The organism is Clostridium sp. UBA3061 (assembly GCF_002367465.1).
Lineage (GTDB): Bacteria > Bacillota > Clostridia > Clostridiales > Clostridiaceae > Clostridium_J > Clostridium_J sulfidigenes.
In genome coordinates this window covers 435,781-454,956 of sequence record NZ_DFCF01000002.1, presented here as the reverse complement: position 1 = coordinate 454,956, position 19,176 = coordinate 435,781, and the positions used below count along the sequence as shown (strand labels likewise).

Below are 19,176 nucleotides of genomic sequence, written 5' to 3'. Positions count from 1 at the left end.
TTATATGGATATTATTTAAATTATTGTAATAAAACATTTAATCTTATATTATTCTATAAATTAACTATTTTTTTGAATTTATAAATATTTTTTATCAACTAATCAGTAAAATTTGTAATTAAATAATCTAATTAATAAAATATTATCAATAAGATTGAATAAAAATAAGGCTATTTCAGTCAGTTGAGATAGCCTTATTTCTATATGCAAAATTTATATCTGTACTTTTATTATAAATTTTATTTTAAATCCTTTTCTTTTCTGTAAATTTAGATATTACCATGGTACAAACCGTGTTACCTGCAGAATTTAATAAGGTTGCGGGCGCATCAATTATAGTTGCAATAACTAACATTATTGCTAAAGCTTCTGGAGGAAATCCAAATATACTTAATATTAGCATCTCGCCAATGGAACCACCTACTGGTATAGCACCAACAACAGCTCCTACTAGTAATCCCACCATGAAAATAATAGTTAAAGTTCCCAAGCTATTAATGTCTCTTCCGAATATCGCAAATAAAAACATTATCTTATATATTCCACCTATCACTGAACCATCCTTATGGATATTTACACCTAAAGGCATAACTATATTAGCTAAGGAACTAGATACTCCCATATTTTTAGCTGCCTGAATATTTACTGGAATACAGGCTGCACTAGAACATGTAGCTAATGCTGTCACTGATGGTCCTGTGGAATTTCTCCAGAAAGCTTTTATACCTTCTTTACCCCCTGCTATATAGGCATAGAGAGTAAAGAATATAATAAAATATACTATAGATACTATCAAATACAGTACAAATACCTTTGCATATCCACTTAATATTTGACTTCCTAATTGACCAACTACGTTGGCAAAATATGCTGCTAATCCTATTGGAGCATAATACATTATTATATTTATCACCTTATTTACTACTATAGCGCCACTACTTAAAAAATTAGAAAACTCCTTTCCTTCTTCTTTTGCTAACATAGTTCCAAAACCTATAAGCATAGAAAATATTATAAGTGCCAATAAATTACTTCTAGATAACAACTGTGAAAAATCCCCTACAGTAATACTAGAAACTATTTTTTCTAAAAATCCTACTTGCTCCCTAGGTACAACTTGAGCACTATTCATTAACTCTGTAAACATAGACGAATTTAGTCCCTGTGCAGGATTAAAAACTTTGAAACTAGTTACCCCTATTATTCCTGATATAATAGCCGTACATACAAATACTACTATTGTAATTCCAAGTATCTTTCCTAATTTTTTTGAGCTATCCATATTAGCAATAGCCGATGAAATACTAAAGAATACTAATGGTATCAGTATTGTAAATATTAAATTTAGAAATATTGTTCCCAGTGGTGCAAAAATACTTGCCCTTTCTCCCATGATCAACCCTATAACTCCACCTATAATAACTGAAATTATTAAAAATATCGAGGACTTATAATTTTTTAAAATCTCCATTTTTCCTCCTCCTTAAATAAAATAATATAATTAGTAATTTAATTTTCATATATGTTATAATCTTATTATATTCAACACTATGTACAATAAATATTGAATATACTGTTGAAAACATTGCAAAAACTGCTTTTTTAATAATATGATAAATGAAGTATATTTAGTTTTGGAGGTATCTTTATGGATAACACATATTCAAGTAACAAATCTGGATATCTTAATAAAGACTTTCAGCTTTTTCATATAAAGGACAAAAAAAATCAAGAATTCGAGTTTCATTATCATGACTTTAATAAAATAATAATCTTTTTATCTGGAAAAGTTACTTATTTAATTGAAGGGAAGGCTTATTATTTAAAGCCTTGGGATATTCTACTTGTAAACAATCATGATGTGCACAAGCCTATTATCGATTCTAATGAGACCTATGAACGTATAATTATTTGGGCTAATTCGGGTTTTATCGAAAATCATAATTATGAAGGTTGCGATTTATCAACTTGCTTTAAACTAGCAAAAGAGAAGAGTCTTAATTTAATAAGACTTGAAGATAAATTTCAAAATAACCTTAAAAATATCATATCTTCCTTAGAAGTATCATTTAACTCTCAAGATTTTGGAAGTAAACTTTTAGGTAACTCCCTCTTTATTCAACTAATTATAAATCTTAACAGACTTTATCTTGATAAAACTTATATTACTACTAAGGATTCTTTAAAATACGATAAACAAATTGAAGAGATTTTAAAATATATAAACAATAACCTATCACAAGATCTATCCATTGAACTTATATGTAAGGAATTCTTTATAAGTAAATATTATTTAATGCATAAATTCAAAAATGAAACTGGGTATACTCTTCATAACTATATAATTCAGAAGAGATTATTTATGGCTCAAGAACTTATAAAATCTGGTGAGCCAGTAACTAAGGTTAGTTCCCTCTGTGGATTTAAGGATTACTCTAGTTTTCTACGTAGCTTTAAAAAGCTCTTTCACAAATCACCCCGAGAATATATAAATGCAATAAAATAAGCTGTCTCAAAATAAACTACTTCTGAGACAGCTTCTTAAAACACAATTTAACTATTTTATTTCATTTCCGTTGAAATCTTTAAATTCAGGCTTATTTTGAGGATCTCCAACATTGTTTTGATTCTCATGAAGCTTTTGTCTTCTTTTTCCCTTCTGAGCTGGATTGTTAGAACCTGATTTTCTCTTCATAATAAACACATCCTTTCCTTAAATAGTTTCTACTTTTTTTAAGGTTTTATGTGTTTAAATTAAGTGTTATCGCATCCAAGCCCCAGCCAAGGTAATTAGACCACTTCTTATTTTATAAGCTTCCATAATATCCTTTGCCTTGTACTTAATTCTGTTAGGTTCTATAAGCTGAACTCCTGGAATACATAAGGTTCCTTCTGCCATACCACTATCCATAAAGGCTATTTCTAACTCTACCTCATCATCTAATATGTTAGGTTCTACTAATTTATTATAAATAGCTTTTTCTGCTGATGATTCTAACATTTTATGAACTCTCTTTGGCTGTATGCATTCACCTACATATCTACTGTGAGCTTTTTTAACTTCTACAGCTTCTATATTCTTGTTAAATTCTTTAGCTTGACTTGTTAAAATGTTATCTCCTGATGTCATTACCACTGGAACTTTAAAATATCCTGCCAATAAGGAGTTAAATTCAAACTCTCCTACTACTTTTCCATTTAGTCTTATCTCTGATACCACAGAGCTATTATAACTGTGGGCTAAAACCCCTGAAGTATTATGTCTTCCATGATATCCTATCAGCATAACTGCATCAAAAGTATTATTTATACCCTCCATCATGCCAAGAATTTTTTTATTTCCACTAATTAATACTACATCTTCATCTAACTCTTCAATGAGAATACTTGTCATAGGACCGTGAGAATCATTTACTAGTATTTCTTTTGCACCTGCTTTTTTAATTCCTCTTATGACTGCATTTACTTCTTCTGTCATAAGCTTTCTTGCTCTTTCATAGTTATAGCCACCTTCATTAGTAAATCCCCAGTTAGTTACTCCACTGATTCCTTCAATATCCACTGAAATATAAATTTTCATAAAAATCCCCCTTATCTCATTCAATTTATTTCATAAGTTTTTTTACATTACTTAGATTTTTATTATTAAAAGGTGGAAAAACTATTGGAATATTTATTTTAGTAGTTTTTCTTACAACGCTTCTTCTATGAGAAAATGTCTTAAAGCTTTCTTTACCATGATAAGCTCCTATACCTGAATTTCCAACTCCTCCAAAAGGTAACTCCGGATTAGCTAAATGAGTTATTGTGTCATTTATACAAGCTCCACCTGAAGATATCTCTTCCAAAACCTTTTCCTCTACTTCGTAGTTTTCAGCAAATAAATACAGAGCTAATGGCTTTGATAGTTTCTTAATTTCCCCTATTATCTCATCTAAATTACTAAAGCTTATAATTGGAAGAATAGGTCCAAAAATCTCTTCTGACATAGCTGCACCTTCCCATGAAGCATCTATAAGTGTAGGTTCAATATATCTTTTTTCTCTATTTACTTTTCCACCATATATTATTTTATCTGCCTCTTTATCTAATATGTTTTTAAGCCTTATGAAGTGTCTATCATTAACAATTCTTCCGTAGTCTTTACTCTCCATAGCATCCTTACCATAGAAGCTTTGAATTTGCAATTTTAATTCCTTAATTAATTCATCTTTCACCTTGTTATTTACTACTACATAATCCGGTGCTACACAGGTTTGACCTACATTTATAGTCTTGCCCCAAATTATACGCTTAGCTGCCACTCTAATATCTGCACTTTCATCTACAATTACAGGACTTTTCCCACCTAATTCTAAAGTAACAGGAACTAGGTTTCTTGCAGCAGCTTCCATTATTATTTTCCCAACTTGAGCACTCCCTGTAAAGAAGATGTAATCAAAGGTACCATTAATCAATGAAGTGTTAGTTTCTATTCCACCTTCCACTGAGCGTATATATTCCTTAGGGAAGGTTTCAGTAATCATTTCTGTAATTACTCTTGATAAATTGGGCACATTTTCAGATGGTTTTAATACTACACAATTTCCAGCAGCAAGTGCTCCCACCAAAGGTTCTATCAATAGTTGAAATGGATAATTATAGGGTCCTATAATTAGAACCGTTCCATAGGGCTCTGAAATTATAAAACTTTTTGCAGGAAATAAGTACAAAGGCGTTTTTACCTTTTCTTTCTTTGCCCACTTCTTTAAATTCTTTATAGTGTGACTAATACTACTTAATACGAAGCCTACCTCTGTAGTATAAGATTCAAACTCACACTTTCCTAAATCTTTATATAATGCTTCATATATTTTATATTCATACTTTTTTATAGCGGACTTTAAACATCTTAATTGATTAATACGAAAATCTATATCACGACTTTTCTTTGATTCAAAAAACTTATAGTGATCTTCTATAATTTTATCTACATCAATTGAACTTAATTCCATAAACCTAATCACTCCTTATTATACCTATTTCAATAACTATATTTTATACTATTTTTACATATTATACTACATAGTTCCATAGCAAAGACCTACTTAAAAATTTTATTCTTAAGTAGGTCTTTCAAAGGGATAATTTATTTCAAACAGTTTAAGAATTTATAATTTAAAAATATTTAGTATAATAAATATTAAAATTTAAAAAATTTATCCTATATAACTCTTATATAACTATTTAAAATTTTACCTAGGATACTATTTAAATATTTACCTAGAGAACTATATAAATATTAAAATAGTTAACTAGTTGTTTACACCATGCGGGTTTGAGAGTTTTTTCATCTCTTTATATCCCATAAACACAATCCATACATAGGCTAAAGTCTTAGGTATCATAAGAATTCCTATGATCGGTAAAGTATTTGACCATAGTACAACAGGAATATAGAATCCAAAAGATAAAATTATTGCAATAGGCATAAATTTAAATCCTTTATCATTGTTTTCTTTAATTTTATTATGGAAAATCCATATGATTATAAGTCCTATTAATGCAAAAGGAATGTTACGATATATTCCCCAGGAAACTGAAGCATTATATGATAACCATTGGTTTTCTGGGAATGCACATAATATAATCCTAACAATAGCTAATCCATAAATAATATTAGTTAAGCCTTTTTTGTCTTTGACATCATAACGAATTCTCCATATATGATATAGCACTACATAAAATATAGTCATTGTAATAGATGTAATTAGTTTTCCTACTCCTAAAGCCGTAGCATTAGCTTCTAAACCAGTGGTAAGTAATCCATAAGCCCTTGGAACTAGATGAAATGCATCTCCACATCCTAAAATCACTGCCATAATTCCAAATAATCTATATTGTTTATTTTGTCCACTTTTCTTAATCATAATAATTCCCATTATTATAACTGTTGAAAGATAAAGAATATCAAAAAGTGTTTCCATAATCCCTTGCATAATATATCACCTCTCATTTTTACTTGAACATAGTTCATTTTTTATGTGTATAAAATGCTGTAAGTTAATACAGCATTTTTATTTAACTTTATTTAAAATAAATAATTCTCTTTAATGCTTCTATAAAAAAAGTTATATCCTCTTCCTTAGCTTTAAGCATAACTAACATGTTGCTAAAAATAAATTTAGCCACTTTTTCCTTAGTTAAATTGTCTGTCCAAGTTTCATCACTAATATTATCTTCTGAATCTAAGAGATTAACTATACTTTCACTAACTTTTTTAAAAAATTCGTGTTCTTTTTTTCTTCCTAGAGATTTTTCACTACTACTTAATAAAGATAACTGATCTATCCAATTTTCTTGAAATTTATCTAAGTAAACAAAAATATTATTATATAATAGCTCTATCTTTTCAAAAATATTTTTTTCACCCATTAAACATGTATGAAAATCAGTAAAGGCTTCTCTCCAAAAATCTTCAACAACCGATAACACTAATTCACTTTTTGTGGAGAATGAATTATAAACTGTACCTACTGAAATTTTACATCTACTGGCTACAGCTCTTATATTTATTGCTGCAATTCCATTCTCTAAGGCAATTTCTTTTGCTCCTTTAAGTATAATCTCTCTTGGGTTTTCTGAGAACCTATTCATTATATCTACTCCTTGTTTGAACTACGTTCAAGTTAATTATATATCAAATTTTTTTATAGGTCAATATGTCTTGTTATTTTAGCCTAACTGATTGAAGCTAAATTCTCCTTATATAAGTTAAGAATTTCCCTATATTTATATTATAATATAAGGTTATGAATAAAAACACACTGTTTACACTTAAAACTCCCCGAAATTTCTTATACCTACTAAAACGGGTAATCAAAATTAAAGATTAATTTAAATTATTGTACTATAATAAATATCTATAGCTTAGATGGTTATTATTTTTGATAAATATACCCAACTTGCTATATAATACATATGAGACAAAAATAATTAAGTTTATTTATATTAGGTTTATGTTAAAATTAGAAAGTGATGTGATATTATGGCTAAAACTACTTTTAAGGGTAGTATTATGCTAAATCCTGTTCCAGCAGTGATGATAACTAGTAGAAATTCTGAAGGAAAGGATAATGTATTTACTGTAGGCTGGATAGGTACAGCTTGTACTAAGCCACCTATGATTACAGTTGCTATTCGTCCTGAAAGATTATCCTATGAATATATAAAACAAACTGGTTCCTTCGTAGTAAATCTAGCTTCTAGTAATCTAGTTAAAGCTGTGGATTACTGTGGAGTTAAAAGTGGAAGAACCAATGACAAGTTTAGGGATATGAACTTGTCTCTCAGTGAAGCTAAGGATATTTCCTGCGGTATTATTAATCAATGTCCCGTTGCCTTTGAGTGTGTAGTAAAATCTATAACTCCCCTAGGTACCCATGATTTATTTTTAGCTGAAATAGTTAACTGTCATGTGGAAAATACACTTATCGATGAAAAAGGGAAAATTCACTTTGATAAAGGAGACCTACTTTCATACTCTCATGGTGAATACTTTAGCTTAGCTCCTAAGCCTATTGGAAAATTCGGATATTCTGTGGCTAAAAAAACTACTATTAAACTTAAAAATAAAGGCATAAAAAAACATAATGAAACCACAAAAACTGCAATAGTGGAGAAAGAACAATTACATAATAAAAAAAATATTAAGAGTAATAAACCTAAAAAAACTAAAACTAAAAAAAGAACTCGTATATAAGAAATATCTTTAATATGAAAGGTGCGATGTTTAATGAACTTTATAAAGGTTGGTTCTGCTTGTCCTATTACTAAGGTAGCAGATGTTGACTTTAACTTAAATGAAATAAAAAAATGTGTTGAAAAAGCTATAGAAGAACAAGTTAAAATTTTAGTTTTTCCTGAATTATCTATAACCTCTTATAGTTGTGCTGATTTATTCTTTCAACAAAAACTACTAAAAAAAGCAGAAGTAGCTATTGAAAATCTTTGTGTATTTTCTGAAGGAAGAGATATGTTATTTGCTGTAGGTGCTCCTTTTGAATATGATGATGTGCTTTATAATGCAGCTTATCTTATCTTTAATGGTAAAGTTTTAGGTATTGTTCCAAAAAGTTACTTACCTAATGCTTCTGAATTCTATGAAAAACGTTGGTTTAGCAGTGGTCTTAATATAACTTCTAGAATAGTTAAACTTCCTTTCCAAGATAATATATATTTTGGAACTAACCTAATATTTAGAAGTGGTGATATTAGTATTGGAGTGGAAATTTGTGAAGACCTTTGGGTTACTATTCCACCAAGTAGCTTCTTATCTTTAGCTGGTTGTAATGTAATATGTAATTTATCTTCATCTAATGAGTTAGTTAGCAAGGCTGACTATAGAAGAGCCTTAATTAAAAATCAAAGTGCTAGATGTATGAGTTCCTATATCTATTCTTCTAGTGGAGTCTTTGAATCTACTACTGATGTATTATTTAGTGGCCATCTTTTAATCAGTGAAAATGGTGGAATCTTATCTGAAAATGAAAGATTTAATCGCGAAAATGAAATTATTACAGCAATTATTGATGTAGATAAATTAAAGGCTGAAAGATTAAAAAATATAAGCTTTAGAGATAATAAAGTTTTAATTCCTTTTGATATGGAAACTATATACTTTGATTTTAACAATATAGCTATTAATAATTTTGATAAATATATAGATAAACATCCTTTTGTACCTAGTAATCCTCTTGAAAGAGATAAACGATCTAAAGAGATATTTAATATTCAAACTTCAGCTCTTGCTAAAAGATTTGAGCATACTGGCTTAAAGAAGGCAGTTATAGGAATTTCTGGCGGTCTTGATTCTACTCTAGCTCTTCTAGTTGTAGTAAAAACCTTTGATATGTTGAAAATGCCTAGAGAAAATATTGTAACCATTACTATGCCTGGTTTTGGTACTACAGATAGAACCTATAATAATGCCTTAGATCTTTGCAAGTACCTAGATACAGACTTAAGAGAAATAAATATTGTACCTGCTTGCCTCCAACATTTTAAAGATATTGGTCATCCTGTAGAGCAACATGATGTAACCTACGAAAATGTTCAAGCAAGAGAAAGAACACAAATTCTTATGGACCTTGCTAATAAAGAAGGTGGACTGTTAATTGGGACAGGGGATTTATCTGAGTTAGCTCTTGGTTGGTGTACTTATAATGGAGATCATATGTCCATGTATTCTGTAAACTGTTCTATTCCAAAAACCCTTGTAAGATACCTAGTGGATTATGTGGCTGACCATGAAAGCACTCCTGATATAAGTAAAATCCTTATTGATATTTTGGATACCCCTGTAAGTCCAGAGCTACTTCCTAAGGACAAAGATGGAAACATTACTCAAAAGACTGAAGATATTGTAGGACCTTATGAACTTCACGATTTCTTCCTATACCATTTCATGAAACATGGTGCTTCTAAGGAACGTATAGAATTCTTAGCTAAGGCTGCCTTTAAGGGGATATATGATGACGAAGTAATTAGTAAATGGCTTAATAAATTTATGACTCGATTCTTCACTCAACAATTTAAGCGTTCAGCTCTACCTGATGGTCCTAAGGTTGGATCTATAAGCCTTTCTCCAAGAGGAGATTTAAGAATGCCATCAGATGCTAGCTATAACGGATTTCTTTAACTTTAAAAATATAATTAAATACCACTGGTAATTGTCTATTTATTACCAGTGGTCCTTAACTTAATATATAAAATATTAAATTATAGTATAACTTAATAATGAAGATAATTAGAGATATTAATTTATAATTATCTATAAATATCTACAATGAGACCTGATATTTCATCTATAGTGCTAGCTATATCTAAGTTTTCTCGTTCTTCATTAAGTAGCATCTGTGTTAGTTCTTCTAATTTATTGTCAATAGTCTCTACTGTAACAAAGTATTGAGTTTGCCAAAAGCTTATATCCTTTTTTATGGAATACATAAATGAAAGTACTGATTCTAGATATTCTTTTATTTCTTTTTTATAAGCTCTAACATCAGCATAGCACTTTGAAATTACAAGTCTGCTACCTTTAGATTTTATATTTTTAAGCATTTTCTTAAGATCTTCTTCTGACTTTTGCTCTCTAGCAAAGCTAAAATTTTTAGAGAAGTCCTGTTTGTTATTTACAACTTTACTTTCTCTTTGTATTGGAGTATTTCTTCCTACTTTTGATATCTCCATGTGAACACCCCCTTGTCCTTTAATTATATTATAAATAAGGTTAAGGATTTTAGCTATATTTTCTTACTATTTACAGATTAAATTAATTTAGGAGGCAATTATGAAAACTTTAATTAATATGTTTATAACCTTCTTTAAGATAGGTGCCTTTACCTTTGGTGGTGGTTATGCCATGATTCCACTTATTGAAAGAGAAGTTGTAGATAAAAACCATTGGATAGACAAAGATGAATTTATAGATATAATAGCTATATCTCAAAGCTTTCCTGGAGCCTTAGCAATAAATAGCTGTACCTTCATTGGATACAAAATTAATGGAGTTCTAGGAGCTATCCTAGGACTTTTAGGTGTAGCCCTTCCCTCTTTTATCATTATAGTAATTATAGCTATGGCCTTCAGTAAATTCAGAAACCTTTATGTCATTGAACTTATCTTTAAAGGCATCAATGCTGCCGTTCCCCTTCTAATTTTAGTAGGTGTAAATAGCTTGGCAAAGGTTTTAGATAAAACAGCTGTTAATATAATTATTGTAATAGTCACTGTAATTCTTAGTGTATTTATGAATGTTAATCCTGTATATTTAATTCTTATTGCTGCTGTATATGGAATATATATTAATAGAAATCACCACATTGATAATTATAAAAATACAAAGGAGGAAAATTAGATGCTATTACTAAAGCTATATTTAGCCTTTCTTAAAATTGGAACCTTCGGCTTTGGTGGTGGATACGCTATGCTTCCTTTAATTCAAAAGGAAATTGTAGACAACAATGCTTGGCTATCTCAAACAGATTTCATGGATATCATAGGTATATCTCAAATGACTCCTGGTCCTATAGCTATAAATGCTGCAACCTTTGTAGGCTATAAAACTGGCGGAATTATAGGAAGTGTTCTATCTACACTAGGGGTTGTCACTACATCCTTCATACTCATATCCTTTGCTAATTACTTCTTTAATAAATTTAAAAATTCAAAGATACTAGCTCATGCCTTAAAAGGAATGAGACCTGCTCTTATTGGACTTATAATTTCTGTATTTATAACTCTTAGCTACGAGTCCTATAGAGATTTAAACAGTTTAATAATAGCAGCAATTATTGGTTTTCTACTTTATAAAACTAAAATTCATCCTATATTAATTATTGTTATTGCAGCATTATTAGGTATATTATTCTATGGAATGATCCCTAATTTGCTTGCTAAGTTTTAATAAAAAATATCTTGTAATTTATTAGTACATCCCTTATAATTAATGTATAAAATATAATTACATATGAGGGAGTAATTAGTAGGATTATCCTATGGCAATGTCAACATCTTGGCTTTAAGTCTGGCTTTGCATTAAATAATGAGACTCATGTATAGTGCTTACGCTATATATGAGTCTTTTCTTTTTACATACATTACCTACATATGTGATTATGTTTTTGCAAATATTAATAAAAGAATATCTTTTATTAAATCTATGTAAGTTTTACTAACTAAATCTTAGATTTAGAGTATGGCTTAACACTATTAATTATGAGGTGATTTTATGTATTTTAATGACTCTATTGACGATGTTATAGGTAAGTTTAACACCAACCCAGATACTGGTCTTACTTCATCTCAAGTTGAGGAAATTAGGTCCAAGTATGGGTCTAATAAACTGGCATCAAAAAAGAAAAAAACTAAAGTCCAACTATTCTTTGCACAACTAAATGATATTCTAATTTATATCCTTATAGTTGCAGCTATACTATCTGTAGTTGTAGGAAAAGAAATAAGTGATGCAATTATTATCGGTATTGTTATTTTAGTTAATGCAACAGTTGGAATGATTCAAGAGTCTAAAGCCGAGAAGGCCCTTGATGCATTAAAGGAATTATCAACACCAAAGGCTATAGTAAAGCGTAATGGAGAATTAATAGAAATTCCTTCAGAGGAAGTAGTCCCTGGTGATGTAATTATCATCGATGCAGGTAGATTTATTCCTTGTGATATTCGTCTTATAGAAAGTGCTAACCTTAAGGTAGAAGAATCTGCCCTTACTGGTGAGTCTGTTCCTGTAGACAAGAATGCAAATCTTATCCTTGAAGATGAAAAAGTATCTCTTGGTGATAAAAAGAACATGGTATTTATGTCTACCTTAGCTACCTATGGTAGAGCTACAGGTATAGCTGTAGCTACAGGTATGAATACTGAAATTGGTAAAATAGCTAAAATGCTTGATGAAGGTGAAAATGAGCTTACACCTCTTCAAAAGAAACTTGAACAACTGGGAAAAGTTTTAGGTATTGCTGCTATTGGTATCTGTGCTATTATGTTTGCAGTCGGTTTATTACAAGATAGAGCTGTTACTGATATGTTCATGATTTCTATCAGCCTTGCTGTTGCGGCTATTCCTGAAGGTCTTGCTGCTATTGTAACTATAGTTCTTGCTTTAGGTGTTCAAAGAATGATAAAGCAAAATGCTATTATTAGAAAATTACCTTCTGTAGAAACTTTAGGTTCTGTGAATATTATATGCTCTGATAAAACTGGTACATTAACTCAAAATAAAATGACAGTAGTTAAATACTTTGCAGATAATAAACTAAAAGAAGTTAAGGAATTCAATATAAATAATGATGGCGAAAAACTTTTACTTGAAAACATAGTCCTTTGTAATGATGCTACTTCTACGGCTACATCAAAAACTGGAGATCCAACAGAAATAGCACTTTTAGATATGGGAAATATGTTTAACGTTTTTAAAGAAGAGTTAGATAAAACTCATAAAAGAGTTGATGAAATACCTTTTGATTCTGACAGAAAATTAATGACTACGGTAAACTCTTATGAAGATAAATTTAATGTAATGACTAAGGGTGCTACTGATAATCTTATTAATATATGTACTTCTGCTTATATTAATGGTGAAGTTGTACCTATGACTGAAGAAATTAAAAATGGTTTCTTAAAAGTTGCTACAGCTATGTCAGACGATGCTTTAAGAGTTCTAGGTGCTGCTTTTAAAACTGTTAACTCTACCCATGTAGAAGTTGATGAATTGGAAAAAGACTTAACATTCATTGGTCTTATTGGTATGATAGACCCTCCTAGACTAGAAGTTAAAGACTCTATAGAAATTTGTAAAACTTCTGGCATAAAAACTATAATGATTACTGGTGACCATAAAAATACAGCCTTTGCTATCGCTAAGGAACTATCTATTGCAGAGGATATAAACCAAGTAGCTAGTGGTGCTGACATAGATAACTTAACTGATGAGGAACTTTCAAGTAGATGTGAAAATCTAAGAGTTTTTGCTAGAGTATCTCCTGAGCATAAGGTTAGAATAGTTAAAGCCTTTAAATCTAAAGGAAATATTGTATCTATGACTGGCGACGGAGTTAATGATGCTCCATCCTTAAAGGCTGCTGATATTGGTGTAGCTATGGGTATCACAGGTACTGACGTTGCTAAAGGTGCCTCTGACATGGTATTAACAGATGATAACTTTTCTACCATAGTAGCAGCTATTGAAGAAGGTAGGAATATATTTAATAACATAAAAAAATCTGTAATATTCTTAATTTCTTGTAATGCCGGTGAGATTGTTGCTCTATTCTTTGGTATTCTCTTCGGATGGGCTGCACCACTTAATGCAACTCATATATTATGGGTTAATCTTATAACAGACTCCTTCCCAGCTCTTGCCCTAGGTGTAGACCCTGGTGATAAGGATGTTATGAAACATAAACCAAGAAGTCCTAAGGATAGTTTATTTAAGGGTTCTTTATTTACTCTTTTATTTAATGGTGTGTTAATTGGTATATTAACCCTTATAGGTTTCATTTATGGAGTTAACAAATACGGAGATGCCGGAGTTACTCTTGTTAACATAGCTAACAATCCTGAAGCTTTGATGCATGCTCAAACTATAGCCTTTGTAGTTCTTAGTGGAACTCAACTGATTCATTCTTTAAATATGAGAAGTTCAGATAAATCCATATTTAAAATTGGTTTGTTCTCAAATATGTATTTAATCTATGCAATGGTTGTTGGTATCGCATTACAAATGGCAGTTATTTATATACCGCCAATTGCTAGAATGTTCAATGTTATACCACTAACTTTAGCAGATTGGGGACTTGTTATTGTTCTAAGCTTAATACCTTTAGTTATAAATGAAATAATTAAACTATTTATCAAAGATAAATAAAAAAAGACAAATTTCAATAAAATTACAAGTAACTCATAAAAGGCAGTATTAATGTCTTTTATGAGTTACATTTAAATTATAATACATTTTAATTACTTTTTCATTTTTATACATATTTATACAATGAGGAGAGATTTATGACGTAAATTTGTTGTTACTTTTTATATTTTATTATTGTAATTATACATATTATGTTATAAAATATAATTAATTACTGCAAATGTATTTTAAATATATACTAACATCCAACTTATATTGACATATAAACAATATTTTATAAAAAGTAACTGTTAATTATATACTTTTTTAAGATACATTGTGCATTAAAATAATTCTCAACTTTATCTTGTTCATAATTTTAAAGCTTAATATAAATATTAATATTAAAGGAGTGAATTTTATGAAAACTAAACTTACTAAAGGTATAGTATTTTTATGTGCACTAACTTTAACTGCTTTTATCGGAATTTCATTATATGATGTAGGTCAAGAAGAGGGTCCACTAGGACAAGCGCCCATATCTATACAAATTTACAACTTATAATTATTAACAGATTAATTTCTTACACTATTAAATTTTAGCTATATCTATAATAAAACTTTATTATAGATATAGCTAAGAATACTAATGGTACAATAGGTGAAATAGTAAATTTAATACATATACTGGAACTAATTATGCATTGCCTTTACATATAATTACCTATAAAATATAATTAACTATATTTATTTAAATAAGGGGGTGAAGGATTTGGATTTCTTAAGTCCTGGAAAAAGATTAAAAGCTCTTAGACAACAACTAAATATCAAACAAGTAGAACTAGAAGAAATCGGTGTTTCTAGAAATTATATTAGTATGGTTGAAAGTGATAAAAGAAATCTTACCGGAGTAACCTTAGCAAATTATCTTAAGTTTATGCAAAACAAAGCTGATGAGCTTGAAACTAATATCAATTTAGATGTAAATTATTTACTTCTTCCTGAAAAAGAAGAAGCACGAAACTATTGTCATATGAAATTAGATTTAACCTTAAGTCATAAAAATTTAGATGAAGTTATAAAAATAGGTGAAAAATACAAATTAGAAGACATACTTTTAAAATCTTACTTATTAAAGGGAAATCTACTATATGATGAAAATTCATATAATACCGCCTTTGTATATTACTATAAAATACTAGAAATTCATAATGATAATAAAGATAACAGTAATAAATCTTTTGCATATATTAAGCTTTCTAAATGCAAGATTATGACTCTATCCTATGAAGAAGCTCTCACATATTTATTTAAAGCCTATTCCTATTGTAAAGAGTTTAATGACGATACTAATCTTAGAAATTGTTTATATAATATAGCTCTTGTATATAAAAAATTAGGTGAATATGATAATGCTCTTATATATATAGATGAGTTGCTAAATATATGTGATTGTGATACCAATATAAACGTGTATATAATTAGCATTATCTTAAAGTGTAATTGTTATCTTAAGAAAAAAGATTACCACCTTGCTTTAACTATATATTTTGATATTCTAAATAACTTTAGTGAAAATATTGGAGTTCACTTAGGATTGATTTATAATAATATAGGATGTATTTATTGTGAGATAAATGAAATAGATAAATCTATTGACTATTTTAATAGATCAATTAGCTTTAGAAAAGTACATGATATTAAAAATTTGAATTCTAGTATTATAGATATGTCTTCTGCATATGTAAAAGAAAATTCATATGATAAGGCTATAGAACTATTGTATGAAGGTATAGCTTTATCTGAGAAATATTCTAACATAGAGTTTTTAATAAGAGGCTACTCTATATTGGAAGATATTTATATAAAATTAAATGATAAAAATAAACTTGAAGAGATATATCTTGTATTAGTAGAAATTTTAAAAGAAATAGATGTAGTTAAAGTTTTAGGTATTTACATAAAGCTGTCTCTACTGTATATGGATATTGGGAAATATGATAAATCTAAAGAAATTTTATACGAAGCTAACAATGTTCAAAAACTTTTATAAAAAAGTGATTCAAAATTTTGAATCACTTTTTTATTTAAAATACGTATACTTATGCAAACTTATAAAATATTATAAATTTCTAAAACTTTCATGTTCAAAAAATGACATAATGATGACAACATAGGATTTGTAGTTACAACAATTTTCTATATAGTTAATTTTACCATCTTTCTTTATTTATACATAAAATTTTCCTTATATTTTTATGATATACATAGTATTTTGTTATTGATAATTTCATTTCATTTCTATTATCCAAATGTTGCACTAATTGTTAAGTTACTATAGACTAATATATATGAACATAATTTAATTTGCTTAAATATGAGTAAAAGGATTTTTATTTTACTTGAATAAGGGGATGAATGATTTGATATTAAGTGAAGAAACTAAAGCTAGAACTTATTGCACTGATAAACTTATGTTAAACTTAACTGATGATGAACTTGATGAGATAATTCATATTGGAGAACTTAATAAGTTAATAGATATACTTCCTTCTCTATATGTTAAAAAAGGAAATCTTCTATATGATAAAAGTCTATTTAATGAAGCTTTTGTATTCTATGCTAAAACCTTGGAATTATATAATGCTATTCCTACAAAAGATGATGATATGATATTTATATATAATAAATTAGCTAAGTGTAAAATCAAAACCCTTTGTTATGAAGAGGCCTTAGCATATCTATGTACATGCCACTCTTTTACTTTAGAAAATAAGGATAAAAATAATTATTATAATTGTACCTATAATATAGCTTTAACCTATAAAAAGTTAAATGATTTTGATAATTCTATTCTTTATATAGATAAATTATTAGGTGCTGTTGATATTAATAATGACCTAACCAGATATATTCAAGGAACAATTTTAAAAGCTAACTGTTATCTTAGTAATAGTTCTAATTTTCAAGCCATAACTCTATATAAAGAGCTTCTTCATACCTTTGGAGATAAATTAGGAATCTATAAAGGATATATCTATAATAATTTGGCATTAGCCTATTCAGATGCAAATAATAATGATGATTCTCTAAAGTATTTTAATAAGGCCATAGATTTTAAAACTTCTAATGATAAAGATAGTCTTGACAGTACATTAATGTATATGGCTAAGTTATATATGAAAATCGATTCTAATAAAGAGGCTATATCTAAAATTAAATATGGATTAAATCTGGCTAAAGAATATTCTCACAGTGAAGCTTTACTACTAGGATATAGTCTTTTAGAACAAATATATAGGGGACTAAATGATATTGAAGAACTTAGAACTCTCTATTCTGAAATGATAGAAACCTTTAAAGATGTTGATCCTAATATAACTATGGAGATATACTCAAAACTTTCTAACCTTTTGCCTGATGCTATTGGATATAATAAGTTAGACACTATTTTTAGAGTAAGTAAACTATAAATTAAAACTTAATACAATAAAAGGATTGGAAGTTCCAATCCTTTTATTTAGTCTTAAATCATCTATAAGATTCGTATATTTCTAAAGTATTACCATCTAAAATAAATACAATAAAATCACTTTTATTATTTTTATCCATATAAAAATATTTAGCTTCTTTGCTTAGTTTTTCTATTACTTTTTCAGGATTACCATCAGATATACTAATTTCCTTATGATTTATTTTATCTCTATCTTCTAATAGCATAACACCATCATAGGATATTCTAAAAGGTATCTCCTCATAGTTAAACCACTGAAAAGAATTATTTAATTTCTCTAAGTCTTCTTCATCATGGTAAATTACTTCATTAATTTCATCTCCATCACCGCCAAAACCCCCTCTAGTACTTCCTATGAGAGTTAGTTTATCTGGTTTAGGTAATTTTATGTTCCAATTGGCTTCTAGGCATTCTGTGTAGGTTGGAAGTATTATAGGTCTTACTTTAATATAAGTTAATAGTAAAATTATCGTAACTACAATCTCTAATATTGTAGCTAAAACTTTCTTCTTCATTACTCCTCCTTATATTCCAATATATCACCAGGTTGACAATCCAAGGCCTTACATATAGCTTCTAAAGTAGTAAATCTTATTGCCTTTGCCTTATTATTTTTTAAAATAGATAAGTTAGCCATTGTTATGCCAACTTTTTCTGAAAGTTCAGTAGCGCTCATCTTTCTCTTAGCCATCATTACATCTACGTTAACAATTATCAATTAATCCACCTTCCTTATATAGTAAGATCATTTTCTTCTTGTAGTTCAATTCCATTATTTATAAGCTCTCTTACTACTGAAGAAATGATAAATACCATCATGGTAGCAAAAGTTATAACTATACAAATTAAATTTTTATATAAGAATATTGTTCCTGCTAAATAAGTAACAAAAGCTATGAATGAGCATATACTTATCACCTTTAGCGACTTTATACTCTCTTTACAAAAAGGACTTCCTTTTAATAGCTTTCCACTTAATTTCATTACTGAAATAAGTATTAATAAAAATGGTATATAAGTTATATATAAGAATATTTTTATTCCTCCACCTATATCTAACCCAGCAGTAGATATATTACTAAGATACCAATTTACTATATTAGGTAATGTTGCTCCAGCTATTATAGTTATAACTACTGATAAAACTGATACAATATATAGTATCTTTCTAAATAACATATTTTTCAAATTTATCACCTCTAACCAAAGCTTATCACAAGAGGCTTTTTACGTCAATAAATATTTATTGTTATTCAATAAA

19 protein-coding genes are annotated in these 19,176 nt (G+C 28.6%); 9 read left to right on the top strand and 10 right to left on the bottom strand.

The window, feature by feature from the left end:
- Positions 1 to 244: 244 nt before the first annotated feature.
- Complete coding sequence (locus B2P65_RS02275) at positions 245 to 1,471, bottom strand: dicarboxylate/amino acid:cation symporter (RefSeq protein WP_346848564.1); 1,227 nt, start codon at positions 1,469 to 1,471, stop codon at positions 245 to 247.
- A 177-nt stretch (positions 1,472 to 1,648) separates the two neighbouring features.
- Here B2P65_RS02275 and B2P65_RS02270 point away from each other — a divergent pair, with 177 nt between their 5' ends.
- The gene (locus tag B2P65_RS02270; protein ID WP_346848563.1) at positions 1,649 to 2,506 is read left to right on the top strand and encodes an AraC family transcriptional regulator; all 858 of its coding nucleotides are present in this window, start codon (positions 1,649 to 1,651) and stop codon (positions 2,504 to 2,506) included.
- Between the two features lie 51 nt (positions 2,507 to 2,557).
- Here the strand turns inward: B2P65_RS02270 and B2P65_RS02265 are convergent, their stop codons facing one another.
- From B2P65_RS02265 to B2P65_RS02245, 5 genes are all read right to left on the bottom strand, one after another.
- Complete coding sequence (locus tag B2P65_RS02265; protein WP_167403140.1) at positions 2,558 to 2,695, bottom strand: clostri-philic family protein; 138 nt, start codon at positions 2,693 to 2,695, stop codon at positions 2,558 to 2,560.
- Between the two features lie 66 nt (positions 2,696 to 2,761).
- The gene (locus B2P65_RS02260) at positions 2,762 to 3,580 is read right to left on the bottom strand and encodes a M55 family metallopeptidase (protein ID WP_346878540.1); all 819 of its coding nucleotides are present in this window, start codon (positions 3,578 to 3,580) and stop codon (positions 2,762 to 2,764) included.
- Positions 3,581 to 3,605: 25 nt separating this feature from the next.
- Positions 3,606 to 5,003: an aldehyde dehydrogenase gene (locus B2P65_RS02255; RefSeq protein ID WP_414632430.1), complete on the bottom strand. Its 1,398-nt coding sequence runs from the start codon at positions 5,001 to 5,003 to the stop codon at positions 3,606 to 3,608.
- 291 nt (positions 5,004 to 5,294) lie between these two features.
- A complete protein-coding gene (locus tag B2P65_RS02250) occupies positions 5,295 to 5,978 on the bottom strand; it encodes a hypothetical protein (RefSeq protein ID WP_346879521.1) in 684 nt (227 codons plus the stop codon).
- Positions 5,979 to 6,066: 88 nt separating this feature from the next.
- The gene (locus B2P65_RS02245) at positions 6,067 to 6,636 is read right to left on the bottom strand and encodes a TetR/AcrR family transcriptional regulator (protein ID WP_346878537.1); all 570 of its coding nucleotides are present in this window, start codon (positions 6,634 to 6,636) and stop codon (positions 6,067 to 6,069) included.
- 391 nt (positions 6,637 to 7,027) lie between these two features.
- On the opposite strand from B2P65_RS02245, the gene B2P65_RS02240 reads away from it, so the two are divergent.
- Together B2P65_RS02240 and B2P65_RS02235 are read left to right on the top strand one after the other, a co-directional pair.
- Positions 7,028 to 7,741 carry a flavin reductase family protein gene (locus B2P65_RS02240; RefSeq protein WP_346877756.1) on the top strand — a complete coding sequence of 238 codons (714 nt, stop codon included), beginning with the start codon at positions 7,028 to 7,030 and terminating at the stop codon, positions 7,739 to 7,741.
- A 33-nt stretch (positions 7,742 to 7,774) separates the two neighbouring features.
- Positions 7,775 to 9,679, top strand: coding sequence for an NAD(+) synthase (locus B2P65_RS02235; RefSeq protein ID WP_346877755.1), 1,905 nt, complete (start codon positions 7,775 to 7,777; stop codon positions 9,677 to 9,679).
- A 128-nt stretch (positions 9,680 to 9,807) separates the two neighbouring features.
- Here the strand turns inward: B2P65_RS02235 and B2P65_RS02230 are convergent, their stop codons facing one another.
- Entirely contained in the window at positions 9,808 to 10,230 is a 423-nt protein-coding gene (locus B2P65_RS02230) for a DUF327 family protein (protein ID WP_150846056.1), read from the bottom strand.
- Positions 10,231 to 10,330: 100 nt separating this feature from the next.
- On the opposite strand from B2P65_RS02230, the gene B2P65_RS02225 reads away from it, so the two are divergent.
- From B2P65_RS02225 to B2P65_RS02200, 6 genes are all read left to right on the top strand, one after another.
- The gene (locus B2P65_RS02225) at positions 10,331 to 10,897 is read left to right on the top strand and encodes a chromate transporter (protein ID WP_346848556.1); all 567 of its coding nucleotides are present in this window, start codon (positions 10,331 to 10,333) and stop codon (positions 10,895 to 10,897) included.
- Positions 10,898 to 11,446: a chromate transporter gene (locus tag B2P65_RS02220; RefSeq protein ID WP_346879520.1), complete on the top strand. Its 549-nt coding sequence runs from the start codon at positions 10,898 to 10,900 to the stop codon at positions 11,444 to 11,446.
- Positions 11,447 to 11,770: 324 nt separating this feature from the next.
- The gene (locus tag B2P65_RS02215; protein ID WP_346848554.1) at positions 11,771 to 14,422 is read left to right on the top strand and encodes a cation-translocating P-type ATPase; all 2,652 of its coding nucleotides are present in this window, start codon (positions 11,771 to 11,773) and stop codon (positions 14,420 to 14,422) included.
- 400 nt (positions 14,423 to 14,822) lie between these two features.
- Entirely contained in the window at positions 14,823 to 14,966 is a 144-nt protein-coding gene (locus tag B2P65_RS02210; RefSeq protein ID WP_346879519.1) for a hypothetical protein, read from the top strand.
- Between the two features lie 207 nt (positions 14,967 to 15,173).
- The gene (locus tag B2P65_RS02205; RefSeq protein ID WP_346879518.1) at positions 15,174 to 16,454 is read left to right on the top strand and encodes a helix-turn-helix domain-containing protein; all 1,281 of its coding nucleotides are present in this window, start codon (positions 15,174 to 15,176) and stop codon (positions 16,452 to 16,454) included.
- Positions 16,455 to 16,824: 370 nt separating this feature from the next.
- The gene (locus B2P65_RS02200) at positions 16,825 to 17,874 is read left to right on the top strand and encodes a hypothetical protein (protein WP_346879517.1); all 1,050 of its coding nucleotides are present in this window, start codon (positions 16,825 to 16,827) and stop codon (positions 17,872 to 17,874) included.
- Positions 17,875 to 17,932: 58 nt separating this feature from the next.
- On the opposite strand, the gene B2P65_RS02195 is transcribed toward B2P65_RS02200, so the two are convergent.
- The 3 genes from B2P65_RS02195 to B2P65_RS02185 are packed head-to-tail and all read right to left on the bottom strand — an operon-like array spanning position 17,933 to position 19,094.
- A complete protein-coding gene (locus B2P65_RS02195; RefSeq protein WP_346879516.1) occupies positions 17,933 to 18,430 on the bottom strand; it encodes a hypothetical protein in 498 nt (165 codons plus the stop codon).
- Positions 18,430 to 18,609 (bottom strand): helix-turn-helix domain-containing protein, encoded by a 180-nt coding sequence (locus B2P65_RS02190; RefSeq protein WP_035133168.1) that lies wholly within the window; start codon positions 18,607 to 18,609, stop codon positions 18,430 to 18,432. The genes B2P65_RS02195 and B2P65_RS02190 overlap by 1 nt, the downstream gene beginning before the upstream one ends.
- A 38-nt stretch (positions 18,610 to 18,647) precedes the next feature.
- A complete protein-coding gene (locus B2P65_RS02185; protein WP_346879563.1) occupies positions 18,648 to 19,094 on the bottom strand; it encodes a DUF2975 domain-containing protein in 447 nt (148 codons plus the stop codon).
- Positions 19,095 to 19,176: the final 82 nt, after the last annotated feature.